This is a genomic window from Micromonospora sp. NPDC002717, assembly GCF_040295705.1.
GTDB lineage: Bacteria > Actinomycetota > Actinomycetes > Mycobacteriales > Micromonosporaceae > Micromonospora.
This window is the reverse complement of the sequence record NZ_JBEOVW010000034.1, coordinates 23,319-49,482: the sequence shown is the minus strand read 5'-3', so window position 1 is coordinate 49,482 and position 26,164 is coordinate 23,319. Positions and strand designations below refer to the sequence as shown.

The following is a 26,164-nucleotide window of genomic DNA, read 5'->3' as shown; positions in this document are numbered from 1 at the left end:
GTACGTCGATGCCCGGCGATTCTGTGCTGTTCCACGAGGCGGTCCTCGCACACGCCGCCCGTACCCCCGACGCGATCGCGGTGGAGTCCGCCGACCGGTCGCTGAGCTACGCCGAACTGGTCACGCACGCCCACGGCATGGCACGCCACCTGCGCCGCCACGGCGTAGGGCCCGACGTACCGGTCGGGATCGCCCTGGACCGGTCGATCGAATCCGTCGTCGCGGTGCTCGGCACCCTGCTGGCCGGCGGCGCCTGGGTGCCGCTCGACCCGTCCTACCCCGCCGAGCGGCTGTCCTACATGCTCACCGACTCCGGCGTGGGCCTGGTCGTCGCAACGAGGTCCACGATGGATCGGCTGCCCGCCGGGCGGGTACGCCGCGTCGACCCGGCCGAGGCGGTGGCGGACTCCGGGCCGACGCCCGATCCGCCGCCGCAGCCGCCTACCGGTCGGCACCTCGCCTACTCGATCTACACCTCGGGATCCACCGGGCGTCCCAAGGGAGTCCTGCTCAGTCACGGCGGCCTGGCCAACCTGGTCCGAGCCCAGACCGACGCGTTCGGGGTGGGCCCCGGCGACCGGGTCCTCCAGTTCGCCCCGTCCAGCTTCGACGCCTCGGTGTTCGAGACCACCATGGCGCTGGCCACGGGTGCCACCCTGGTCCTGGCGGACCGGGCCGCCATCGCCCCCGGACCGGACCTGGTCGCCACCCTGCGGACGCGCCGGATCAGCCACCTCACGCTGCCCCCGTCGGTACTGGCCGTCCTGCCCGACGAGCCCCTGCCCGACCTGGCCGTGCTGATCTGCGCCGGTGAGGCGCTCCCCGCGTCGCTGGTGCGGCGTTGGGCTCCCGGCCGGCGCATGTACAACGCCTACGGCCCCACCGAGGCCACCGTCTGGGCCACCCTGGCACAGGTGTACGCCGACGGCCGACGACCGTCCATCGGCGTACCGGTCACCGGCGTTCACGTCGCCGTGGTCGACCCCGACGGCCGTCCGGTACCCGACGGCGAGGTCGGTGAGCTGGTCATCTGCGGAGCCGGCGTCGCCCGGGGCTACCATGCCCGGCCCGCGCTGACCGCCGAGCGGTTCGTCCCCGACCTGGACGGTCCGCCCGGCGCACGCGGGTACCGCAGCGGCGACCAGGTGCGCCGCCACCCCGACGGCACCCTCGATTACGTCGGCCGCATCGACCACCAGATCAAGCTACGGGGGCACCGGGTCGAACCGGACGAGGTGACGGCCGTGCTGGCCGGGCATCCCGCCGTCACCGACGCGATCGTGGTCGCCCGGGGCTCCGGCGACGGCACCCGCCTGGTCGGGTACGCCGCCAGCGACCACGACCCGACCGGGCTGCGCGCCTACCTCACCGAACGGCTGCCCGCGTACCTCGTGCCGGACGTGGTGGTCACCCTCGACGCGCTGCCGCTGACCGTCAGCGGCAAGATCGACCGGTCCGCCCTGCCCGAACCCGACCGGGCCAGTGCCGGCCTCACCGACATCGTCGCCGTCCCGCGCACCGGCACCGAGCAGCTCCTCGCCGGGTTCGTCGCCGACCTGCTCGGCCATACCAGCGCCACGGACGCCGCGCCGGCCGACCAGCGCCTCGGCGTGCACGACGACATCTTCGCCCTCGGCGCCAACTCGCTGATGGCCGGCCGGCTCGCCGCGCGGGTCCGCGCCGAGCTCGGTGGTGAACTGCCGGTCGGGGTCATCTACCGATCCCCCACCGTCGCCGCCATGGCCGCCGCGCTCGACGACGCCGACGACACCGAGCGCGCACCCAGCCCACCGCCGCTGCGCCCGGCCGCACCCGACGCGGTCGTGCCGCTGTCCCTGCCCCAGGAGCGGATCTGGTTCCTCGACCAACTCGACCCCGGTAACCGGGCGTACCACGCCCAGGCCACCATCCGGCTGCGCGGGCAGCTCGACCGGGCGGCACTACGGGCCGCGCTCAACGAGATCATCCGCCGGCACGACATCTTCCGTACCGGTTTCGTCGCCGGTCCGGACGGTCCCGAGCAACGCACCGCGGCCCACTGCGCCATCGATCTCCCGGTGGTCGACCTGTCCGCGTACGACGAGCCGGAACGCGGCCAGCGGGCCGAGCAGACCGTGGCCGAGTACCTGCGCGAACCATTCGACCTGGCCAGCCCACCGCTTGCCCGGTGGGCGCTGATCCGGCACGCCGTTGACGACCACACCCTGGTCCACGTCGAACACCACCTGGTCCACGACGGCTGGTCCTTCGCCGTCTTCATCGACGAGCTCACCGCCCTCTACGGCAGCTACGCCGCCGGGCGGGAGCCGGACCTGCCGCCGGTGGTCTGCCGCTACCGCGACTTCACGCTCTGGCAGCGCGGGTGGATGCGGGGCGAGACGCTCGACCAGCACCTGTCGCACTGGACCCGGGAACTGGCCGGCGCACCGCACGAGCTGGCGCTGCCCCTGGACCGGGCTCGCCCGCTGACCCAGAGCTTCACCGGCGCGTCACTGCGGATCGACCTGGCCGGCGAGTTGTGTGCGCGGCTGCGCGCGTACAGCCGCCGGCACGGGGTCACCCTCTACGCCACCATGCTCGCCGGCTTCGCCGCCCTGCTGAGCCGCTACGCCCGCCAGGACGACATGATCATCGGCAGTGGCGTGGCGAACCGGCGGCTCGCCGAGACCGAACGCATGATCGGGATGGTCGTCAACACCCTGCCGCTGCGCGTCGACCTGTCCGGCCGTCCCAGCTTCACCGATCTGGTCCGCCGGGTGCACACCCGCGCCGCGCGTGCCTACGAGTGGGCCGACGTGCCGCTGGACCGGTTGGTGGAGGCCATCGGCCCGGTGCGCGACCCGTCCCGCAACCCGCTGTTCCAGGCCATGTTCAGCTTCCACGACTCCCCCATGCCGCGACTGAGCTTCGCCGGGCTGACCGGCACCGTCCTGGAACGCCACAACGGCACCGCCAAGACCGACCTGAACATCGTGGTCCTGCCCCGCGCGGAACAGCACGCCGGGCACGGCCACCGCGACGACACCGCGGCGATCACCCTGATCTGGGAGTACGCCACCGCCCTGTTCGACGCGTCGACCATGCGACGGATGACCGGGCACTACATCCGGCTGCTCGACGCGGCCATGACCGACCCCGACCAGCCGGTCGGCCGGTTGCCACTGCTCGACACGGCGGAGCAGGACCGGATCGTCCACACGTACAACCGGACCGCCGCCGCCTTCCCCGCGGACCGTACCGTGCCCGAACTGTTCGCCGAACAGGTGGCCCGGCGACCGGACGCCCCCGCCGTCGAGTCCGCCGGGCAGACCCTCAGCTACGCCGACCTCGACGCCCGCGCCGACCGGCTGGCCCGGCTGCTGCGCCGCCGGGGTGTCCGCACCGACACCCCGGTTGGTGTCATGTACGAACGCGGCAGTGACCTGATCACCGCTTTCCTGGCCGTCCTCAAGGCCGGCGGCGCGTACGTCCCGCTCGACCCCGGCTACCCGGCGCAACGGCTGCGCTGGCTGCTGGCGGACTCCGGGGCCCGCGTGGTGGTCACCCGGACCGACCTGGCCGGGCTGCTGCCCACCGACGACGTGGACGTGGTCACCGGCGACGACCCGCAGGCCGGGCCGGAGGACCAGCTCGACGCGGTCCCGGACTCCCCCGCCCGCCCGGACAGCGCCGCCTACGTCCTCTACACCTCCGGCTCCACCGGCCGACCCAAGGGAGTGGCCGTCGCACACCACGCGATCCTGCGCCTGGTCTGCGGCACCGACTTCGTCCGGTTCGGCCCGCACGAACGCATCGCCCAGGTCGCCGACGCGTCCTTCGACGCGATCACCTTCGAGGTGTGGGGCGCCCTGCTGCACGGCGGCACCGTCTGCGTCATCCCCCGCGACACCATCCTGAGCCCGGGTCACCTGGGCGACGAGCTGCGTCGGTCCGCCATCACCACCATGTTCCTCACCTCGGCCCTGTTCAACGAGGTCATGGCGCATCGGCCGGACAGCTTCGCCACCATGACCAACCTGCTCGTCGGCGGGGACGCGCTGAACCCGGTCCGCATCCGTCAACTACTGCGCAGCCCGCACGCCCCGGCCCGGCTGCTCAACGGCTACGGCCCCACCGAGACCACCACCTTCGCCGTGGTGCACCACATCACCGACCTGCCCGACGAGGCCACCTCCGTCCCCATCGGCCGCCCCATCGCCAACACCACCGCGTACGTGCTCGACGACGAGCTGCGCCCGGTGCCCGAGGGCGTACCCGGTCAGCTCTACCTCGGTGGTCCCGGTCTTGCCCGGGGCTATGCCGGCCGGCCCGCGCTGACCGCGCAGCGGTTCGTCCCCGATCCGTTCGACGCCGACGGCTCCCGCCTCTACGACACCGGTGACGTGGTGCGCTGGCGCACCGGAGGGGTACTGGAGTTCCTCGGTCGGATCGACAGCCAGGTCAAGATCTCCGGCTTCCGCGTCGAGCCGGGCGAGGTGGAGAACACCCTGCTCGACCACCCGGCGGTGGCCGGCACGGCGGTCGTCGTCGACAGCCAGGCCGGTCGACGCCTGGTCGCCTACGTCGTTCCCGCAGCCGGCCAGGCCGAGCCGAGCGCCACGGACCTGCGGGCCTGGCTCGCCGAGCGGCTGCCGCCCTACCTGGTGCCCGCGGCGTACGTGTCCCTGGCCGCCCTCCCCCTCACGGAGCACGGCAAACTCGACCGGGCGGCCCTGCCCGCCGCCGAGGTCGAACGCATCAGCCTGCGGGTGGCCTTCCGTCCACCACGAACCGACACCGAGCGGACCGTCGCCGCGATCTGCGCCGACCTGATCGGGCTCGACCAGGTCGGCCTCGACGACGACTTCTTCGCCCTCGGTGGGCAGTCCCTGCTCGCCATGCGGCTGGTGGCCCGGGTGAACGAAACGTTCGGCACCGACGTGGCACTGGCCCGTTTCCTGCGGACCCCCACCGTCGCCGATCTGGTCGCCGCCCTCGACACCCGTACGCCGAACGGCGGTGCGGCTGGGCCGGGCGGCATCGCAGCCGGTAACTGGCACCAGATGGAGGACCTGTTGCAGAACCTCGACCAACTCACCCCCGAGCAGGTCGACCAGTTGCTGCACGACTTCGCGGACAACGAGGCGGACCGATGAGTGACACCGGCACCGACGCGCGGCGGGCCCTGCTGGCCCAACACCTGACCCGACGGCTGGCCCAGCGCAGCCACCCGCTGTCCTACCCGCAGCAACGGCTGTGGTTCCTCGACCAGCTCACCCCCGACAACCCCGTCTACAACATCCCGCTGGGCTACCGCATCCGTGGCCGACTCGACATCGACGCCCTGCGGCAGGCCCTGACCACGGTGGTACGGCGGCACGAGGTGCTGCGTACCGTGTTCCGGGCGGTGGACGGCGAGCCGCGCCAGGTCGTGCTACCACCGGCGGAGACACCCCTGGCCGTGCTCGACGTGGCCGACGCCGCCGAGGCAGAGGCGCTGGCCGGGGCCGAGGCGCGTACCCGCTTCGACCTGGTCAACGGGCCGGTGCTGCGGGCCACCCTGTTGCGGCTGGGCCCGGAGGACCACTGGCTGTGCCTCACCGTCCACCACATCGTCTGCGACGGTTGGTCGCTTTCCATCATCGAGCGGGAACTGACCGCCGCCTACACCGGACGCCAGCTGCCCGACCTGCCCGTCCAGTACGCCGACTTCGCCGAATGGCAGAGCGGTCACCTGACCGGTGCCACCCTCGACCGGCTCGTCGACCACTGGCGGGACCGGCTCGCCGACGTACCGCTGCTGGCCAGCCTGCCCACCGACCGGCCCCGACCGCCCACGCAGACCTACCGCGGCGCGCACCTGGACCTGCGCTTCGACTCCGATGTCACCGGGGCGGTGACCGCGCTGGCCCGGCAGGCCGCCGCGACCCCGTTCGCGGTGCTGCTGGCCGCCTTCGCCATCGTCGTGCGGGCCCACACCGGTACGGCGCAGGTCGTCGTCGGCTCGCCGGTGGCGGGCCGGCAGCGCGCCGAGATCCAGCCACTGGTCGGCTTCTTCGCCAACACCCTGGTCCAGCGCATCGACCTGAGCGGCGCCCCGACCTTCCGGCAGCTCGTCGAGCGGACCCGCGACGAGACCCGCGATGCCCTGGCTCACCAGGAGCTGCCGTTCGAAAAGCTCGTCGAGGAGTTGCACCCGAGCCGGGACCTGGCCCACAACCCGCTGTTCCAGGTGCTTTTCAGCTACCACGACACCGACGCGGCGGGGCTGGCCCTGCCCGGCTGCACGGTCACCCCGGTCCCCGGTGACACCGCCACCGCGAAGTTCGACCTCACCCTGTCCCTCACCCGGCGCGGGCCGGACCTGACTGGTCGCCTGGAGTACAGCACCGACCTGTTCGATCCCGACAGCGCCGAACGGATGGCCGCCCGCTTCCGTCAGGTCCTCGCCGCGGCTCTGGCCCGTCCGGACACCCCGGTCGGCCAGCTCGACGTCCTGACCCCGGACGAGCGCCACCGGCTGCTCACCGAGTGGAACGCCACCGGCGTCGAACGCCGCACCGACGTGCTCGTCCACGACCTCGTCGCCGCGCAGACCCGGCGCACCCCCGACCGGGTCGCCGTGCGGGACGCCGGCCCCGGCGACCAGCCCGGGCTGACGTACCGCGAACTCGACGAGCGCGCCGAACGCTTCGCCGCCACGTTGCGCGGCCACGGCGTCGGCGCGGACGTGCCGGTCGGTGTCCTGCTGCACCGCGGCACCGACCTGGTGGTGACCCTGCTGGCCATCCTCAAGGCCGGCGGAGCATACCTGCCGCTGGATGCCGCCCTGCCGGCCGACCGGCTCACCTTCATGGTCGCCGACTCCGGTACCCGGGTGGTGGTCACCACCGACCACCTCGCCGGCCGGCTGGGCGGCCTGCCGGTCACCACCGTCGCCCCCGGCACCCCGCCCGCCGACCCGGCACCGACCGGGGCGGCCGGGCCGGCGCGCGCCGACGACCTGGCCTATGTCATCTACACCTCCGGTTCCACCGGACGTCCCAAGGGTGTGCTGGTCACCCACCGCAACGTGAGTACCTTCTTCGCGGGGATGGACCGCGAGTTCGGTCCGGACGCCGACGGCGGCCGGGACGAGATCGGGCCGACCTGGCTGGCGGTGACCAGCGCCTCCTTCGACATCTCCGTGCTGGAGCTGCTGTGGACCCTTACCCGTGGCTTCGAGGTCGTCGTCCGGGGTGACGAACCCACCTCCGGCGCCGCGACGGCCACCGGCGCCCCGGTGCCCGCCGAGGTGCAGGCCCGGCCGATGGACTTCAGCCTCTTCTACTTCGGCGGTGACCGGGGCGGCGCCGCCGACAACCGGTACCGGCTGCTCGTCGAGGGCGCCCGCTTCGCCGACCGGCACGGGTTCACCGCCGTGTGGACCCCGGAACGGCACTTCCACGACTTCGGCGGGCTCTACCCGAACCCGTCGGTCACCGCCGCCGCCATCGCCACCATCACCGAACGGGTGCAGATCCGGGCCGGCAGTGTCGTCGTACCGCTGCACGACCCGCTCCGGGTCGCCGAGGAGTGGGCCGTGGTGGACAACCTCTCCGGCGGGCGGGTCGGCATGTCGGTCGCCTCCGGATGGCAACCGAACGACTTCGTCCTCGCTCCGGAGCGGTACGCCGACCGGAAGAACCTGATGCTGGCGGGCATCGACGAGGTACGCCGGCTCTGGCGGGGCGAAACGGTCAGCCGTCCGCGTCCCGGTGGCGACCACGTCAGCGTGCGCGTGTACCCGCCACCGGTGCAGCCCGAACTGCCCGTCTGGGTCACCAGCGCGCGCAGCCCCGACACCTTCCGGATGGCCGGTGAGATCGGGGCTGGGCTGCTCACGCACCTGCTCGGCCATTCGGTCGAAGAACTCGGCGAGAAGATCACCATCTACCGCAGGGCCTGGCGCGAGGCCGGCCACGCCGGCTCCGGCCACGTCACCCTGATGCTGCACACCTTCCTCGGCACCGACACCGAGCACGTGCGCGAGCTGGTCCGCGTGCCGCTGTGCGGATACCTGAAGAGCTCCTTCGACCTGCTCTCCGGTCTCGGCGCGGTGTCCGGCAGCAGCAGCGACTTCCGCGCCCTGCCCGAGGAGGAACTCGACGCCCTGGTCGAGCAGGCCTTCGACCGGTTCTTCGACACCGCCGCCCTGCTGGGCACCCCCGAGGCCGCCGCGGACCTGGTGGACCGGCTCAAGGCGATCGAGGTGGACGAGGTCGCCTGCCTGATCGACTTCGGGGTCGACCACGACCACGTGCTGGCCGCCCTACCGCACCTGCGGGCCGCCCGGGACATCAGCGAGGACCGCCGTCGGGTGGCGTTGGCCGACGAGCCCGTCGCCGCGCAACTGCGCCGCCACCGCGTCACCCACCTGCAGTGCACCCCGTCGCTGGCCGGTGTGCTGGCCGAGGATCCCGACACCCGCGCGGCGCTGCGTGCCCTGCGCCGCCTGGTCGTCGGTGGGGAGGCGCTGCCCGCCGCGCTCGGCGCCGACCTCGCCGGCCTGGTCAGTGGCGGCGTGCACAACATGTACGGCCCGACCGAGGCGACCGTGTGGGCGAGCACCCAGCGGGTCACCGGTGACCGGCCGGTCGCCGCGACCGTGCCGATCGGCCGTCCTCTGGCCGACGTACGCGCCTACGTCGTAAACGCGGACCTGCGGCCCACTCCGGTCAACGTGCCCGGTGAACTGCTGCTCGGTGGTCCGGGCGTCACCCGTGGCTACCACGGCCGCCCCGCGCTGACCGCGGAACGCTTCGTTCCCGACCCGTTCGCCGCCGACGGTTCCCGCCTGTACCGCACCGGCGACCTGGCCCGTTGGCGCCCCGACGGCACGCTGGAGTTCCTCGGTCGGCTGGACCACCAGGTGAAGATCCACGGCCATCGCATCGAACTCGGCGAGATCGAGAGTGTGCTGGCCGCCCAGCCGGAGGTCCGTGCCGCCGTGGTCGTCGTACGCGGTGACGGTGCCCGCCGCAGCCTGGCCGCCTACTGCCAGCCGGCCCGCGCCGGCAACCCCGCACCCGACCCGGCTGCCCTGCGGGCCGCGCTGGCCCGCGCACTGCCGGACTACATGGTGCCGGCCACCGTCACCGTCCTCGACGAGCTGCCGCTGACCTCCAACGGCAAGATCGACCGCAACCGGCTGCCCGACCCGCACACCGCCGGGCCCCACCGCTACCTGGCTCCGCGGACCGGCATCGAGCAGACCATCGCCGAGGTGTGGGCTCAACTACTCGGCCGCGACCGGGTCGGTCTCGACGACAACTTCTTCCACCTCGGCGGCAACTCGCTGCTGGCGGTCCAGGCCAGGGCCCGGCTGTTGGCCCGCGACGTGACCGGGTTGTCCCTGGTGGACCTGTTCCGCTACCCGTCGGTACGCGCGCTCGCCACCGCCTGCGCCACCACCGGCGACCGCCCCGACGCGCTGGCCGGGACCCAGCAGGCCGCCGGGCGACGCGCCGCCGCCCTGTCCGCCGCCGTCTCACGCCGGGCGCGAAGGAGCTGACCGGCCGTGACCGCACACCTGGACAGCACCGGAACCGCCCCGGACGGCGGTCCGCCCGACGGGGTCGAACCGATCGCGATCATCGGCATGGCCTGCCGGGTACCCGGTGCCGACACCGTCGCCGGCTTCTGGGCCAACATGCTCGACGGCGTCGGCTCGATCACCCGCTTCACCCCCGACGAACTTCGCGCCGCCGGCGTGGACCCGCACCTGCTCGCCGACCCCGAGTACGTTCCGGCGGGCGCGATGATCGACGACGCCGACCACTTCGACGCGGAGTTCTTCGGCTACAACGCCGCCGAGGCCGAGACGATGGATCCGCAGCAGCGGGTCTTCTGCGAGACCGCCTGGGCGGCCCTGGAGGACAGTGGACACACCCCGGACCGCACCGACGGCGCCGTCGGCGTGTTCGCCGGCATGTTCATGAACAAGTACCTGATGGCCAACCTCGCCACCAACCCCCGCTTCCAACGTTCGGCGATGGCACCCCTGGCCCGCATCTTCAACGACAAGGACTTCCTGGCCACCCGGGTGGCGTACCTCCTCGACCTGGACGGCCCCGCGTACACCGTGCAGACCGCCTGCTCGACCTCCCTGGTCGCCACCCACCTGGCCTGCCAGTCCCTGCTGACCTACGAGTCGGATCTGGCGCTCGCCGGCGGGGTGGCGATCAACCTGCCGCTGAAGGCCGGCTACTCGCACACCTACGGCGGGGTGTTCAGCCCCGACGGGCAGTGCCGGCCCTTCGACGCCGACGCCGAGGGGACCGTACCGGGCAACGGCGCCGTGGCCCTGGTGCTGCGCCGGCTCTCCGACGCCCTGGCCGACCGGGACCACATCTACGCGGTGATCCGGGCCAGCGCGGTCAACAACGACGGCGCGGTCAAGGCCGGTTTCACCGCGCCGAGCGTTGACGGGCAGGCCCGCGTCGTCACCGCCGCGCACGCCCTGGCGGCGGTCTCGCCGGGCAGCATCGGCTACCTGGAGGCCCACGGCACTGCCACCCAGGTGGGCGACCCGATCGAGGTCGCCGCGCTCACCCAGGCGTTCCGCCTCGGCACCGTTCGGCGGGGCTTCTGCGCCCTCGGCTCCGTCAAGGCCAACATCGGCCACCTCGACGCCGCCGCCGGAGCCGCCGGCCTGATGCGCGCCGCCCTGGCGGTACAGCACGGACGGATCCCGCCCATGCGGAACTTCCGCTCCCCCAACCCCGACCTCGACCTGGACACGTCGCCCTTCTACGTGCCGACCCGCGTCACCGAATGGTCGGCCGGTGCCGGACCACGCCGCGCCGGGGTGAGCGCCTTCGGGGTCGGCGGCACCAACGCCCACGTGGTCCTGGAACAGCCACCGCCCATCCCCGACCCGGCCGGCACGGCGCCCGCGACCGGCTGGCACCTGGTACCGCTGTCCGCGCGCAGCCGCACCGCCGTCGACGCCGCCACCCGCCGGCTGGCCGACCATCTGGAGGACCACCCGGACCTCGACCTGGCCGACGTCGCCTTCACCCTCCAGGACGGGCGGCACGCCTTTTCGGTACGCCGGTTCGCTGCCTGCGCCGACCTGACCGACCTGGTGGCCGTGCTGCGGGGGGAGGACCCGCACCGGCTGGTCACCCGCACCGCCCCGGAGTCCGTCCACCGGGCGGTGTTCATGTTCCCCGGCGGCGGCAACCAACACCGGGACATGGGTGTCGACCTCTACCGCAGCCAGCCGGTGTTCCGCGAGGAGATCGACCGCTGCGCCGCCCTGCTCCGCGACCGGCTCGACGTCGACCTCACCGCGCTGCTGTTCCCGGGCGGTGGCGGGTCGGGACGGGGACGCGCGCTCGGCCGCGCCGAGGGACCCGGCGTGGTCACCGCGCTGTTCGCCGTGGAGTACGCGCTGGCGAAGCTGTGGATGTCCTGGGGCGTGGAGCCGGTCGCCCTGCTCGGCCACAGTCTCGGCGAGTACGTCGCCGCCTGTCTGTCCGGGGTGTTCACCCTCGGCGACGCGCTCGCCGTCACCTACGCCCGTGGTGAGTTGTTCGCCCGAATGGCCCCGGGCCGGATGCTCGCCGTACCGCTGCCCGAGGCACAGGTCGCGGAGCTGCTCGACGAGAGGCTGTCGATCGCGGCGGTGAACACACCGGAGCTGACCGTGGTGGCCGGCCCGGACGACGACGTCGCCGCCCTCGACCGGATGCTGGCCGGCCGGGGCGTGGACTGCGGGCGGATCAACGTACCGGCGGCGAGCCATTCCTGGCTGGTCGAACCGATGCTCGACGAGTTCACCGCCCGGGTGAAGGAGTGCGACCTGCGTCCACCGCACACCCCGTTCGTCTCCTGTGTCACCGGCACCTGGATCCGCGCCGAGGACGCCACCGACCCGCACTACTGGGCGCGTCACCTGCGTCAACCCGTACGCTTCGCCGACGCGCTGCGGACCGTCCTGGCCACTCCCGACCGGGTGCTGCTGGAGGTCGGGCCCGGGCGGGCGCTGACCGCGCTGGTACCCGGACAGCGGCTCGCCCCCACCCCGACCGCGGTCGCCTCGCTGGGCCACCCCCGCGACCGGCTGCCGGACACCGCGCACCTGATGGCCGCGGTGGGCCGGCTCTGGCAGGCCGGGGTGAGCGTGGACTGGCCGGCGCTGCACACCGCGCGGCCGGCCCGACGGGTCAGCCTGCCCGGCTACCCGTTCCAGCGCCGCCGGTACTGGGTGGAGCCGGGGGCGACCGCCGTCGGCGCCGACGCCGGACCGGCCGCCACCCCCGACGTCTCCGCCGCCTCGGCCTCCGGCGTCGACCCGGACGACGCACCGGACGACGGCTACCTCGGCCCCCGTGACGAACGGGAACGTCAGGTCGCGCGGGTGTGGTGCGACCTGCTCGGCGTGGACCGCGTCAGCGTCACCGACGACCTGTTCGACTGCGGCGCCCACTCCCTGATGATCACGCAGGCCGCCCGGGAACTACGCCGTCTCGGCGCGCCCCAGCTCACCGCCCGCGACGTCCTGGCCAGCCCCACCGTCGCCGGGCTGGCCGCCCGGATCGAGGCCGCCGTGTCCGGGCGACCGCTGATCGAGGTGCGCGGCAACGGCCCCGACCTCGCCGCCGAGGTCGTCCTCGACCCGGCGGTCGCCCCTGACGAGGACGCGCCGGCCCGCACCGGGCCCCCTCGGGTGGTGCTGCTCACCGGTGCCACCGGGTTCGTCGGCGCGTTCCTCTGCGCCGAACTGGCCCGGCAGACCAGCGCCGAGATCGTCTGCCTGGTCCGGGCCGCCAACCCCGAGGAGGGCACCGAACGCCTGCACGCCGCCCTGACCTCCTACGGCCTGCCGATGCCACCCGCGCACCGGCTGCGCGTCGTCCCCGCCGACCTGGCCAGACCCCGACTCGGCCTGGCACCGGCCGATTTCGACGCCCTCGCCGACGAGGTCGACGCGATCTACCACTGTGGCGCCTGGGTCAACTTCGTGCGCCCCTACCGGTCCCTCAAGGCCACGAACGTGCGCGGCACCGAGGAGGTACTGCGGCTGTCCACCCGGGGCCGGCCGACGCCGGTGCACCACATCTCCACCCTGGCCGTGCTCGCCGGAGCCGTCGCCGCCGGCGTCGGGCAGATCCACGAGGACGACCCGCTCCCGCCGCCGGTGGGGCACGACACCGCCTACAGCCAGAGCAAGTGGGTCGCCGAGGGTCTCATCGGCCTCGCCCGGGAACGTGGCGTACCCGTGTCGGTCTACCGGGCCGGTGCCGTGCTCGGGGACAGCCGCACCGGCGCGACCAACCGGGAGGACTACGTCACCAAGGTCATCCAGGGCTGCCTGGACCTCGGTCTGGCCCCTGCCCGCCGGTACGCCTTCGCCGCCGCCAGCGTCGACTACGTCGCGCGCACCGTGGTCGCCCTGTCCCTGCGGCCGGAGACCCTCGGCGGCACCTTCCACACCGTCAACCCCGACCCGCTGGACTGGAACGACATGTTCACCCACCTGCGGACCTGCGGCTACCGGGTGCCGAGCGTCGACTGGCAACGCTGGCACCACCAACTCACCGAACAGATCGAGGCCGACGAGACGTCGAACAACCTCGCCCCGCTGATGGCGATGCTCGGCGACACCCCGGACCGGGACATGCCCCGGATGCGCTGCGACAACGTCTGGTCGGCGCTGCCGGCCGACCTGGCCCGTCCACCGGAGCTGGACGCCGCGTTGTTCGCGCGGATGCTGGGTTTCCTCGCCCGGGGCGGGGTCCTGCCCGCGCCGCCGGACGCCGGTCCGGACCGTCCCGGCACGACGCCGGCCGTTTCCCCCGCCGCCGCCCAGGAGGACCTGCTCACATGACCATGCTGTTGACCGGCGCCACGCTCATCGACGGGCTCGGCGACGAACCGGTGACCGACCGGGCCGTACGGATCGACGCCGACCGGATCACGCAGGTGGGGACCCGGGTTCAGGCCGACGGCGCCGACCTGGTCGACCTGAGCGGGCTGACCCTGCTGCCGGGGCTGATCGACGCGCACACCCACGTGGGCTACTCCAGCGACGTCCGCGCGATGCTCAACGGGCAGCTGTCGGTGGCCGAACGGGCCGCCGACATCTTCCGCAACCTGCGCGAGACCGTGGACGCCGGTTTCACCACGATCCGTGACTGCGGTGGCCTCGACCTCGGGGTGCTGCGTACGGTGCGCCGAGGACTGGTACCCGGCCCCCGGATCTGGGCCGCCGCGGTCGCGCTGTCCCAGACCGGCGGTCACGGCCGGCTGGGTTCGCCGCTGGCCCCGGCGGGCCCGTCGCCCCTGTCGGTACGCGGCCTGACCGGGATGACCCCCAACGCCGACGGCGTCGAGGAGGTCCGCCGAGCCGCCCGCGAGTGCTTCCGTCAGGGCGCGTCGTTCCTGAAGATGGCCGTCACCGGCGGGGTCATCTCGGTGTCCGACTCGTTGGAGGACACCCAGTACACCGTCGAGGAGATCGCGGTCGCCGTCGCCGAGGCCCGCGCCCGCAACACCTACGTCACCGTGCACGCCCACAACGGCGCCGGTATCCGCAACGCCGTCGAGGCGGGCGTGGGCTGCGTCGAACACGGTACCGGCATCGACGAGGCCACCGCCGCGTTGATGGGTGCCCACGGCGTGCACCTGGTGCCCACCCTGGCCATCGCCGAGACGATGCGTACCGACTCCGCGCGGCAGGGACTCGCACCCGGCTTCCGGGACCGGGTCGGCGACACCGCGCAACGCATGATCGACGCCATGCTGCTGGCCCGCGAGGCCGGCGTGCTGGTCGGCTCCGGCTCCGACCTGATCGGACCCGACCAGAACCACCGCGGACTGGAGCTCGCGCTCAAGGCCCGCGTCCTGGGGCCCATGGCGGCGATCGTCTCGGCCACCTCCGTCAACGCCCGCATCATGCGGGTCGCCGACCGGGTCGGGTCGGTCGAGGTGGGCAAGCTGGCCGATCTCGTCGCGGTGGACTTCGATCCGCTCAGCGAGCCGCACCTGTTCGAGGACCCGGACCGGGTCGTCCTCGTCGTCCGCGACGGCGAGATCGTCAAGGACACCCGCAAGTGACCCCGGCGCCGCGCGGACACCCGCCGATGACCGCCGCTGCGGGGCCAGCCCGGGCCAACGGCCGGCCAGCCGGCGCCGTCGCCGACCTGCGCGCCCCGACCACCGCCGAGAAGGTAACCGAGCTGCGCCGCCGACGCGCCGAGGCGGAGCAGCCCGGCTCCCCGCGGGCCGCCCGCCGGCTGGCTGCCCGGGGCCGGATGACCGCGCGGGAGCGGATCCTGGCGCTGCTCGACCCCGACTCGTTCGTCGAGACCGACCGGCTGGCCCGCCGGGACGTCGAGGGGTACGCCGGGCCGCAGCCGCCCGGCGACGGTGTCATCACCGGTTTCGGCACGGTCGACGGCCGCCAGGTGTGTGTCTACGCGCACGACGCGACCCACCGGGGTGGTAGCGCGGGGGCGGTCTTCGGCGCCAAGGTCTGCAAGATCCTCGACCACGCCCTGCACGTCGGTTGCCCGGTGGTCGGCATCAACGACTCCAGCGGCGCCCGGGTGGAGGAGGGGGTGCTGGCGCTGGCCGCGTACGGCGAGGTGGCCCGTCGGATGGTGACCGCCTCCGGGGTGATCCCGCAGATCTCCCTCATCATGGGTGTCTGCGCGGGCGGGGCCGTCTACACCCCGGCGTTCACCGACTTCGTGGTCATGGTGGAGAACACCTCGCACATGTTCGTCACCGGCCCGGACGTCATCCGGGCGGTGACCGGGGAACGGGTCAGCATGGAGGCCCTGGGCGGCGCCACGGTGCACGCCACCCGGAGCGGGAACGCCCACTACGCCGCCGCGAGCGAGGCCGAGGCCATCGACTACGTCCGGGACCTGTTGTCCTACCTGCCGGCCAACAACCTCGACCCGGCCCCGGTCTGGCCACCGGCGTCCCTGCTGGAGCCCACCGCCGCCGACCGGGAACTCGACACGCTCGTACCCGATCGGGCCACCACCCCGTTCGACATGCACGAGGTGCTCAGGCGGATCGTCGACGACGGCGACCTGCTGCCGGTGCACCCCGACTTCGCCCCCAACATCATCTGCGGCTTCGCCCGCGTCGACGGCGTCACGGTGGGGGTGGTCGCCAACCAGCCGCTGCACCTGGCCGGTGCCATCGACATCGACGCCGCGGAGAAGGCCGCGCGGTTCGTCCGCTTCTGCGACTCGTTCAACATCCCCGTGCTCACCCTCGTCGACGTGCCCGGTTACCTGCCCGGTACCGCCCAGGAGCACCAGGGCATCATCCGCAGGGGTGCGAAACTCGCGTTCGCCTACATCGAGGCGACGGTACCGAAGATCACCATCGTGGTACGGCGGGCCTTCGGTGGCGGGTACGCGGTCATGGGATCCAGGGAGCTGGGCGCCGACCTGTGCTTCGCCTGGCCGACCGCGCAGATCGGCGTGATGGGCGCGGCGGGCGGGGTCGCGCTGCTGCACCAGCGCACCCTCGCCCAGGCCGACGACCCCGCGCTGTTGCGGCAGGTTCTCGTCCACGAGTACGAGGACCGGTTGCTCACGCCCTACCGGGCCGCCGAGCACGGCTGCGTCGACGACCTGATCCTGCCGTCGGAGACCCGACCCACGGTCGTCCGCGCACTGCGCGCCCTGGTCGAAAAGCGGGTCATCGGTCCGGCCAAGAAGCACGGCAACATCCCGCTGTGACCGGCCGCCCTTGGCGCCGGGGATACCAACCACGCCGTGTTCAGTCCCCACGCCGGGGACGCCGCCACGGCGCGGCGGGGCCACGTCCGCGGTGACGGTCCGGGGACCCGGGGCCTCGGCGGAAGGCCGCCGGCCACGGGTGCACCGACGGCCCGGACCACCCTCAGGTCGCTGCCGCCTCCCCGGCCGGCACCGCCGCACCGACCGGCTGCCCGGTGGCCCCGATGAGACGGGCTACCACCGCTCGGGAGGACACGCCGAGCTTGGCGAAGATGTTCGCCAGGTGCATCTCCACCGTCTTCTCGGTCACGAACAGCTCCTGCGCCACGCGCCGGTTCGTCAGACCTTGGCTGACCAGCACGGCGACCTGCCGTTCCCGACGCGTGAGCAGGTTCAGGCCAGCCGACTCCTCGCGGTCGTCCCGGCCCGTACGGCGCGACGAACGCGCCGCGAGGCGACGCCGCTCCAACGCGGCCTGTCGAGCCAGCCGGTGCGCGCCCCACCCCTCGAACGCGGCCTGCACCGCCTTGATCTCCCGGTAGCTGTCGTCGACCAGGCCGAGTGCGGCCAGCGGTCCGACGGCGACCATCCGGGCCCGGGCAGCGTCCACCACCATGCCGGCGGCGGCCAGTTCCCGTGCCGCCACCTGCGCGGTGGCCACCGCCCGCGCCGGGTCGTCGGTGGCCAGCACCTGTGCCCTGGCGAGCAGGGCCAGACCGGTGTGGCCTGGCAGGTCGAGCACGGCGGCGACCGCGTCGGCGCGGTCGGCCCAGTGCGCCGCGACCTCGGTCCGACCGGCGGCGAGTTCCGCCCGCGTCATCGCCTCGCACCAACTGGCCTGCGAGCACAGGTCGGAAGCGGACGGGCCGGGGCTGTCACCGAGCTGCGTGCGGGTCAGGTACGCGGCCACGTTCCCGCCGGCCAGCCCGATCTCCACCAGCAACCGGCGGGCCAACAGCGAGTACGGTCCGTCGGGCAGCACCGGCAGGGCATCCACCTCCGGGTAGGTCTCCGCCGTCGCCCGCACCTGGCTGTCCAACCATGCCCGCAGGATGCGGGCCACGGCGATCTCCCGCTCCCCGCCGACCGCGGTGGCCACCTCCGCCGCCCGCTGCACGCACTCCTGTGCCTGCGGCAGCCTTCCTTTGACCTGCAACGTCACCACCAGGGCCGCGTAGAGCCGGGCCAGCAGCAGCAGCTGCCCGCTGTGCTGGGCGCCGGAGACCGCCCGGTCCAGGTGGCGTAGCGCGTCGTCGAAGCGCTCGTGCAGTATCTCCGCCTCGATCACCCATTTGGCGGCCCGCAGACTGCGAACGAACTCGCCGTCGAGCATCGCGTCGAGCAGGTCGACCGCCTGATCCAGGCGGCGACGCGCGGCCGGCATGTCCAGCGCGGCGGTGTCCGCCACCGCCAGCAGGGCGAGCGTGGTGGCCTCCGCCGAGCGGGCCTGATGGCGCTGGGCCGCCGTGTACGCCACGGCAGCGAGTTCGCGGGCGACGTCGGCGCGGCCCGCGGCCAACTCCAGACAGGCGAGTTCGAAGCTGAGCATGGCCCGTCCGATGCTCTGGGCGGCGGGCAACGTGGCCAGCTCCGCCCGGGCCAACGCGCCCGCCTCGGCACGTCGGGACAGCGACAGCTCCACCATGACGCAGAGGGCCACCGCATGGGCGCGACGGGTCGTCGGGCGACGTTGGCGCATCTTGAGCGCCTCGTGCAGCGCGTTGCGGCTCGCCAGCAGGTCACCGACGACGGCGGCCAACTGGGCGAGGCGAACCAGCAGCACCACGCGTCGCAGGTCGTGGTCGGGTCGATGCGGCAGCAGCCGCAGGGCCACACGGAGCCAGTGCGCCGCGGTGACCGGGGCGTGGTGCTGCGCCGCCATGGCGGCCCGGTGCAGTATCGACACCGCAGTCAGATCGCCGGGGCGGGCGGTGCGGGCGACGTGTGGGGCCAGCGCCTCGGGCGGGGCGCCGCGCCGGCACAGCGCGGCCGCCGCCCGGTCGTGCGCGGCCAGCTGCCAACCCGGGCTGACCGCGTCGTAGACGGCCCGCCACAACACGGCATGCCGGAAGCTGATCAGCCGGCCACCGGCGACCGGGCGGACAATGTCCAGTTCGGCCAGTTCGTCCAACGCGCGGTGCACCTCGGCGTCACGGCACTGGCCGATCTGCGCGACCAGCGCCGGCTCGAACACCTCTCCCGCCACCGCCGCCGCGTCGAGGACGATGCGGCTCAGCGGGGAGACGGCTTCCAGCTCCCCGACCAGCCTCATCCGCAGAGTGACGGGCAGCTCGCCGACGACCACCGAGGCGGTGCTGCACAGCCCGGTGGCGGCGGCGGCCAGCGCGTGCAGGTGCAACGGGTTGCCGCCGCTGTGTCGGTAGACCGCCCACTGCCACGACGTCCTGCACTGTGGACCGAGCAGGATCTGCGCGTCCTGCTCGCTGATCGGCCCGAGCGGCACCTCCCGCACCCACTCGTCACCCGGCGCGCCGACCAGCGCGGCGTGCAGGCGTACCGGGGCCTGGCGGGGCCGGTAGGCCAGCACGACCAGCAGTGGCACCGGCGACGGGGTACGCACGAGCTGGGTCAGCAGCGCGATGGTCGCCTCGTCGGCCCAGTGCATGTCGTCGACGAGGACGACCAGGCTGTTGGCGTCCGCGTCGCCCGTCCGGTTGACGAGATCGCGCACCAGTTGGATCGAGGCGGTGGCCCCCGTCGGCGCCTCACCCGGGTCGGTCTTCCGGTTCGCGCAGCGGTCGCAGTCGACCAGCGCGTCGAGCAGCGGGGCCAACGGTTGTGACCGCTGGCCCCGGGTGGCCGAACTGGACACCACCCGGGCTCCCCGGCGACGGGCGAGCTCACCGAACTCGCTGAGCAGCCGGGTCTTGCCGATGCCGGGATCACCGGTCACCGCCACGACCCGGACGCCGGCTCGGCCTGTCGCCTCCAAGGCGCTGCACAGGACTGCAAGTTCGGGGTCACGACCCACGAACGGGGGCATCAGCACCACTGTCCCGACGCATACCCGCTGCCACCGACTGGTTTCCACGTAACCCCGGGACCGGCCATTCTAGATCGACTCCCGTCTTCGACGATACGCCGCCATCACCAATAGGACATTAGCAGGATTCGATTGGCCCTTGTGAGATGACTCTCGACGCAAAAGCCGCAGCACGCAGCAGACCCGGACCTACGGATGCCCCTGATCCTAGGGAACTCCCCAGTGCCCGACAAACAACCACAAGTCCATAATCGACGTTAGCCATTTATGAGGCGGAGGCATCATTGAGCACCCGGCTGTACGCCCTCCCCGTCGACCAGACGGGCTGGCACATCAAGGCAGGGAACACCACCGTATTCGACTGGGACTACGACGAGAGCCGGGACAAACTGCTCACCCTTTACGAAAAGGGCAAACAGCGGCAGTGGAACGCGGCGGAACGACTCGACTGGACCATCGAAATCGATCATGACGACCCGATGGGCATACCGGAAGAGTCGGTGGCCATCTACGGGTCGCGCACCTGGCAATCAATGAACCGCAGAGAAAAGGCCAACGTCCGGCTACACATGAACTCGTGGCAGTTCTCCCAATTTCTCCACGGTGAACAGGGTGCCCTCATCTGCTCTGCCAAGATCGTGCAGACCGTACCGGACATCGACTCCAAGTTCTACGCCGCGACCCAGGTCGTCGACGAGGCCCGCCACGTCGAGGCGTACTCCCGCTACCTGCGGGAGAAGATCGGCTTCGCCTACCCCATCAATCCGCACTTCAAGGACCTGCTCAACGACATCATCTCCGACTCCCGCTGGGACATGACCTACCTGGGCATGCAGGTCCTCATCGAGGGTCTCGCCCTGGCCGCTTTCGGGCAGATCCGCGACTACTCCAAGGAACCACTCGCCCAGGCGCTCAACGCCTACGTCATGCAAGACGAGGCGCGTCACGTGGCCTTCGGTCGGCTGGCCCTGCGCGACTACTACCCCGAGCTGACCCAGGCCGAGCGCGACGAACGTGAGGAGTTCTGCATCGAGGCCTGCCACATGCTCCAGCAACGCTTCGTCGGCGAGGAGGTCTGGACCGCGCTCGACCTGGACGCCGCCGAGTGCATGGCCTTCATGCGCGATTCCGAGCACTACCAGTACTTCCGATCCAAGCTGTTTTCCCGGATCGTGCCCACACTCAAGGACATCGGCCTGTTCGGCCCGAAACTGCAGCGGGCCTTCGCCGACATGGGAGTGCTCAGCTACCAGGACGCCAACCTCGACCGGTTGATGACCGAGGACGAGAACGTCGCCGACGAGGTCGACAGGCTGCGCCGGGAGCAGGTCGCGCGCGCGATCCGGCTCGGCTCAGAGTCGTCCTAGCGCCCCCACACACCGAGCTTCCGGCCCGAGGAGATCGCCCCGTGGACACCCCAACCGCTGTACCCGCCAACTACGTCCCGCAGGCGTTGGCGCTGTTCGAGAAGTACGGTCCGGCGGAGGCGATCGTGCACCAGGGCCGCCGGCTGACCTACGCCGACCTGCGGCACGGCGTCCTGCACCTGGCCGAGGCCCTGAACGGGCAGGGAATGGTCGCGGGCCGGGCGGTGGCGGTGGTCGCCAACAACCACCCGGACGTGGTCATGTTGCACTTCGCCCTGCACCTGCTGGGCTGCCGGTCCATCTGGGTGGCCCACGCGCCGCTGGAACACCAGTTGGACTTCCTCGGCCAGGCCCGCCCGGACGCGCTGGTGTACGACCCCCGCACCCACGCCGAGGCCGGCGTCGAACTCGCCCGACGGTCGGCTGCCCCGGCCGTGTTCAGCCTCGGCCCCGCCGCCCTGGGCACCGACCTGTGGCAGGCACCCCGGCGGGCCCTGGACCCGGCCGACGCCACGGGCGAACCCGCGTCGGTGTTCCAGACCAGCGGTACGACCGGACGCCCCAAGCTGGTCCACCACCGCAACGTGCTGTTCCAGACAATCCTGGAACTCGCCACCAGGTGGGCGGGCGAGGGCCGCCCGACCCGCCACCTCTACTACGGCGTCTTCTGGCACGTCAGCTCACAACTGGGCGTCATGGGCATGCTGTTCGCCGGCGGGACGCAGGTGATGTGCGACTCCTTCGACGCCGGGCAGTTCTTCACGCTCATCGAGCAGGAGCGCATCACCAGCACGAACGCCGCCTCACCCCGCCTGTACGAGCTGCTGGACTGCCCGCTGCTCGGCCGGACTGACCTGAGCAGCCTGGAGATGATCACCCTGGGCGGCTCGACCGTCGCCCCCGCCCGGCTGACCCAGGCACTCGAACGCTTCGGGCCCATCGTGCGCGTCGCGTACGGGATGAGCGAGGCGCCCCTGATCACCGAACTCAACGGCGACGAGCACGACCCGAGCCGGCCCCACCTGCTGCGCTCCTGCGGGCGTGCCTACGGTGACGTACGCATCGCCATCCGGGACGAGGCCGGACGGGAGTTGCCGCCCGGGCACCACGGCCAGGTGTGGATCACCGGGTCGCTGGTGATGGCCGGGTACTGGGGACAGCCGGAGCTGACCGCCGGGACACTGGTCGACGGCTGGCTGCGCACCGGGGACACCGGGCACCTCGACGAGGACGGCTACCTCTACCTGGTGGGACGCGACCAGGAGCTCATCGTCACCGGTCCCGGCGCCGTCAACGTCTACCCGGGACCGATCGAGGATGTCCTGACCGCCCACCCCGACGTCCACGACGCGGCCGTCGTCGCCGTGCCCGACGACGCCTACGGTGAGGCGGCGTACGCCTTCGTCGTGCCCGTACCGGGTGCCACCGTCACCCCTGAGCAACTCCGCGACCTGATCACCGAACGCCTCGACACCAACTGGACGCCGCGTGACGTGGAGTTCGTCGACACGTTGCCCATGATCGGCTACGGGAAGGTCGACAAACGCACACTGCGTGACCGCTATCTCGCCCGTACCGGCGCGGCAGTCGGTTCACCGGAGTGACGGTGTCCAACCGGCCCCGGGCCGCCCTCGTCGGGCTGCTCACCGCCGGAACGATCTCCGACACCGGCACCCGGGTGTCCACGGTGACGCTGCCCTGGCTGGTCCTGGTCAGCACCGGCAGCCCCACCCGGATGGGCCTGGTCGTCGCGGCCGAGATGCTGCCCTACGTGCTGACCAGCGCGCTGGGCCCGCCGCTGGTGGACCGGCTCGGTGCCCGTCGGGTCTCCATCACGGCCGACCTGGCCAGCGCCGCCGGCATGGTGCTGCTGGCCGCCACCTACCAACTCGGGTTCGCCCTGCTGCTCGGCCTGGTCGCCGTCATCGGCGTCGTCCGGGGTCTTGGCGACAACGCCAAACGGGCGATGGCGCACGCCACCATCGCCGCGGCGGGCGCTTCGATGGCGCGGGTCAGCGCCATCGACGACGGCCTGCACCGGATGAGCATCCTCGTCGGCGCACCGGTCGCCGGTGTGATCATCGCCTGGTTCGGCATCACCCAGGCCATCCTCGTCGACGCGGCAACCTTCGCCGTGGCCGCCGCCGTCGTGACGGCGCTGATCCCGGCGTCCATCGGACGGCCCATCCACGACGCCACGACGGAGCGGGAACCGTACCTGAAGGCGCTGGGCATCGGGCTGCGCCACCTGCGACAGGACCAGGTCGCCGTCGGGATCTTCGCGGTGATGTTCATCATCAACCTGTTCAACCAGGCCAGCGTCGCCGTCTACATCCCGCTCTGGGTCGACCAGGTGCTCGACAACCCGGCCGCGCTCGGCGCGGTCAGCGGTGCGCTCGCCCTCGGCGCGATCGTCGGCAACATCGGCTTCTCCATCGCCGCCACCCGGCTGCCCCGCTACGTCACCTTCACGATCGGGCTGCTCGTCGGTGGGGCCCCGCGCTTCCTGGTCATGGCGTTCAGCCACGACCTGCTGGTGGTGACCGCCATCACCTTCGTCTGCGGCGTGGCGCTGTCCTCCGTCAACCCGATCATCGCCGCGACCATCCTGGAACGCACCCCGCCACCCTTGCAGGCCCGGATGTTCGGCCTGGCCACCGCGTTCTCCTGGGCCAGCATCCCGATCGGCGGCGTGCTCGGCGGCTGGGCCGCGTCCGCCCTCGGACTGACCGCCGCGATCACCCTGAGCGGACTGCTGTACCTGATGGTGGCGCTCACCCTGGTGCTACGCCCCGCCCGGTGGCGCCGCCTGGACGAACCACCGCCCACCATGGCCAACACCACCGAACCGGTCCGGACGTGAAGACCACCGTGGCCACCCGATCGCTACCGTTCCCGGCGTCCGCGGCCGGGCCGCCCGGCACGGCGCGCGTCGCCCGGCCCGGCAAGCTGCCGGCAACCCCCGACAGTCCCCCTCCCCGATCCATACGCGACCGGTCAACACTGCGGAAGGCGCCCACGACATGCACGTTCGAGACGACTACGGGCTTCCCATCGCCGAAGCAGACGCGCACGAGGCACTCGCCGCACACCGCGCCGGCGCTCTACCCCCGGTCGCCCTCATCAGGGTTCCCGAACCGCCCCGCGACACCTGGGCGGACCTCGCCCACGCCGGGTTCATCCGCAAGCCGATCTGGCTGAGCTGGCGGGCGCCCACTCCACGCTCGGTCGACGACTACGCCGCCCGGCTCGCCCGCAAGGCCCGCCAGGACCTCCGCCGAGCCATCGACCGGGCGGCCAACGCCGACGTGCACATCGAGGTGCACCAGACGCTCAGCGCCGACCAACTCGACCCGTTCCTCACCCTGTACGAGAACCGGGTCAACGGCATGACCTTCGGCCTCTCGTTGGCCGGCCCGATGCGCGCCGGCATGATCGACAATCCGACGACCTTCGGCGTGTTCGCCTACGAGAAGGGTGAACTGGTCGGCGGCTGCCTGTGCCGGGAGTTCCCGCAGGACAACTCGGTGTGGCTGCTCTTCTCCGCCGTCGAGGCCCGCTGGCGGGAACACAGCCTCGCCCGGGTCATCTACCTGCACGCCTTCGAGGAGACCCGCAGGCGCGGATTTCCCGAGGTGACCCTGGGCAACGACCCCAACCTCTACGGACACGTCGCCAAGCCCGGCCTGTTCCTGTTCAAGACCCGCCTCGGCTTCGAACCGGTACCCGCCAAGCCCATCGGTCGGGCCCCGGCGGGCGACTTCGCCGACCTGCTGCTGTCGGTCGAGGCACTGACCACACCCGTGGTCGTGCTGGGTTACGCCGACGGCGACTCCCACGCCGCCGCCAGCACCCCACGCCTGACCAGCCACGTCTTCGGCGCCGGGCCGGAGATCGATATCAACCGGTACACCACCCGTACCGTCGACACGGCCAGCCGCGTCGACCTGCCGGCGCGGGTAACCCGTGCCACCGCCTGACCACTGATTCGCAGTCCTGCTCCACCGCCGTACCCACTGGCCGCTCCGGATGTGACCCCTGGAGAGAACCAGTGCCGCACAGCCACCGATTGTGAGGGCGGAAATGGTCTGTTCGCTCGTCTGCGCCTGCTCGTCCGCCGAGGCGACGCACGCGACCCGTCGTCGGATCCTGATCTCTGTATGAACACGGACCTCAGTCAGGAAAGATCCGCACCCGCCCACCGGTCCGGGTCGGCGACGACGAGGATCTCCGTCCTCGGGCCGTTGCGCCTCGATCACCTCGATCACACCGTGCAACTCGGGCCGAAGGTCTCCGGTCTCCTCTCGGCACTGGTGCTCCACGCCGGCCGACCGGTCGACGCGGGCCAACTCGTCGACCTGCTGTGGGGAAAGTCCGCCTCCGCGGCAGCCGAGACGACTCTCCGCAGCCACGTCTCACACCTGCGCCAGAAGCTCGGACTCCCGCCCGGCCAGGGCGGTCCGGTGGCCACGGTGCGGACCGTGGGCACGCCGGCCAGCCGGGGCTACCTGCTGGAGGTGGCGCCGGGCAGCATCGACGCACAGGTCTTCGAGAGCGCGGTGGTGGAGGGCAGCCGGCTGCTGCGAACCGGCGGTACCACCGAGGTGCGGCAGGCGGCGAAGCTGCTCCGGGACGGGCTGGCTCTGTGGCGGGGCACCGCCTTCGCGGACATCGCCCACTGGTGGGGCGCCACGGCCGAGATCAACCGTCTGGACGCGCTGCGCCGTTCCGCGATGCAGATCCGCGCCGAGGCACTGGTCGAGATCGGCAGTTACCTGGAGGCCACGGGCGAACTCGCCGGCATGATCGCCGTCGACCCGTACAACGAGAAGGTGCGGCGCCTGCTGGCGCTGGCGCTCTATGCCGACCAGCGGGTGGACGAGGCGGCTGAGGTCTGTCGGGAGGGGCTGACCCTGTTGGCGTGCCGTGGCCTCGACGCACCCGACCTTCACGAACTCCAACGTAGGATCCTGCGACGTACGGTTTCCGTCGGGACGCGCCAGTCGGTGTGGACGGCCAGTTGGCGCTGTGCCGCAGCCTGCTCGTCGACCGTCGGCTGCTGA

11 protein-coding genes are annotated in these 26,164 nt (G+C 72.3%); 10 read left to right on the top strand and 1 reads right to left on the bottom strand.

From position 1 onward, the window contains the following. The first annotated feature begins 8 nt into the window (after nt 1-8). Genes ABT006_RS30580 through ABT006_RS30560 form a run of 5 tightly spaced genes read left to right on the top strand, consistent with a single transcriptional unit; the run spans nt 9 to nt 16,730 of the window. Nucleotides 9-5,135 carry a non-ribosomal peptide synthetase gene (locus ABT006_RS30580; protein WP_350711939.1) on the top strand — a complete coding sequence of 1,709 codons (5,127 nt, stop codon included), beginning with the start codon at nt 9-11 and terminating at the stop codon, nt 5,133-5,135. Next, nucleotides 5,132-9,532 carry a MupA/Atu3671 family FMN-dependent luciferase-like monooxygenase gene (locus ABT006_RS30575; protein ID WP_350711938.1) on the top strand — a complete coding sequence of 1,467 codons (4,401 nt, stop codon included), beginning with the start codon at nt 5,132-5,134 and terminating at the stop codon, nt 9,530-9,532. Before ABT006_RS30580 ends, ABT006_RS30575 begins: the two co-directional genes overlap by 4 nt. 6 nt (nt 9,533-9,538) lie before the next feature. Beyond that, nucleotides 9,539-13,855: a type I polyketide synthase gene (locus tag ABT006_RS30570; protein WP_350711937.1), complete on the top strand. Its 4,317-nt coding sequence runs from the start codon at nt 9,539-9,541 to the stop codon at nt 13,853-13,855. Beyond that, nucleotides 13,852-15,084 (top strand): metal-dependent hydrolase family protein, encoded by a 1,233-nt coding sequence (locus ABT006_RS30565; protein WP_350711936.1) that lies wholly within the window; start codon nt 13,852-13,854, stop codon nt 15,082-15,084. The genes ABT006_RS30570 and ABT006_RS30565 overlap by 4 nt, the downstream gene beginning before the upstream one ends. Nucleotides 15,085-15,110: 26 nt before the next feature. Further along, nucleotides 15,111-16,730: an acyl-CoA carboxylase subunit beta gene (locus ABT006_RS30560; RefSeq protein WP_350711935.1), complete on the top strand. Its 1,620-nt coding sequence runs from the start codon at nt 15,111-15,113 to the stop codon at nt 16,728-16,730. 163 nt (nt 16,731-16,893) lie between these two features. On the opposite strand, the gene ABT006_RS30555 is transcribed toward ABT006_RS30560, so the two are convergent. Beyond that, complete coding sequence (locus ABT006_RS30555; protein WP_350711934.1) at nt 16,894-19,734, bottom strand: helix-turn-helix transcriptional regulator; 2,841 nt, start codon at nt 19,732-19,734, stop codon at nt 16,894-16,896. 284 nt (nt 19,735-20,018) lie between these two features. Between ABT006_RS30555 and ABT006_RS30550 the strand changes: the two genes are divergently transcribed. From ABT006_RS30550 to ABT006_RS30530, 5 genes are all read left to right on the top strand, one after another. Further along, a complete protein-coding gene (locus tag ABT006_RS30550) occupies nt 20,019-21,101 on the top strand; it encodes a ferritin-like domain-containing protein (RefSeq protein ID WP_350711933.1) in 1,083 nt (360 codons plus the stop codon). Nucleotides 21,102-21,142: 41 nt separating this feature from the next. Then, nucleotides 21,143-22,705: an AMP-binding protein gene (locus ABT006_RS30545; RefSeq protein ID WP_350711932.1), complete on the top strand. Its 1,563-nt coding sequence runs from the start codon at nt 21,143-21,145 to the stop codon at nt 22,703-22,705. Nucleotides 22,706-22,707: 2 nt separating this feature from the next. Then, nucleotides 22,708-23,964: an MFS transporter gene (locus tag ABT006_RS30540; protein WP_350711931.1), complete on the top strand. Its 1,257-nt coding sequence runs from the start codon at nt 22,708-22,710 to the stop codon at nt 23,962-23,964. Nucleotides 23,965-24,124: 160 nt separating this feature from the next. Continuing rightward, nucleotides 24,125-25,081: a GNAT family N-acetyltransferase gene (locus ABT006_RS30535; protein ID WP_350711930.1), complete on the top strand. Its 957-nt coding sequence runs from the start codon at nt 24,125-24,127 to the stop codon at nt 25,079-25,081. Between the two features lie 180 nt (nt 25,082-25,261). After that, nucleotides 25,262-26,164 carry an AfsR/SARP family transcriptional regulator gene (locus ABT006_RS30530; protein ID WP_350711929.1) on the top strand — a complete coding sequence of 301 codons (903 nt, stop codon included), beginning with the start codon at nt 25,262-25,264 and terminating at the stop codon, nt 26,162-26,164.

Bases quoted from the DNA above. Each gene is read 5' to 3' on its own strand.
- ABT006_RS30530 (WP_350711929.1), top strand. From the start codon at position 25,262: ATGAACACGGACCTCAGTCAGGAAAGATCCGCACCCGCCCACCGGTCC.
- ABT006_RS30555 (WP_350711934.1), bottom strand. From the start codon at position 19,734: ATGCCCCCGTTCGTGGGTCGTGACCCCGAACTTGCAGTCCTGTGCAGC.
- ABT006_RS30560 (WP_350711935.1), top strand. From the start codon at position 15,111: ATGACCGCCGCTGCGGGGCCAGCCCGGGCCAACGGCCGGCCAGCCGGC.
- ABT006_RS30535 (WP_350711930.1), top strand. From the start codon at position 24,125: ATGCACGTTCGAGACGACTACGGGCTTCCCATCGCCGAAGCAGACGCG.
- ABT006_RS30580 (WP_350711939.1), top strand. From the start codon at position 9: ATGCCCGGCGATTCTGTGCTGTTCCACGAGGCGGTCCTCGCACACGCC.
- ABT006_RS30575 (WP_350711938.1), top strand. From the start codon at position 5,132: ATGAGTGACACCGGCACCGACGCGCGGCGGGCCCTGCTGGCCCAACAC.
- ABT006_RS30565 (WP_350711936.1), top strand. From the start codon at position 13,852: ATGACCATGCTGTTGACCGGCGCCACGCTCATCGACGGGCTCGGCGAC.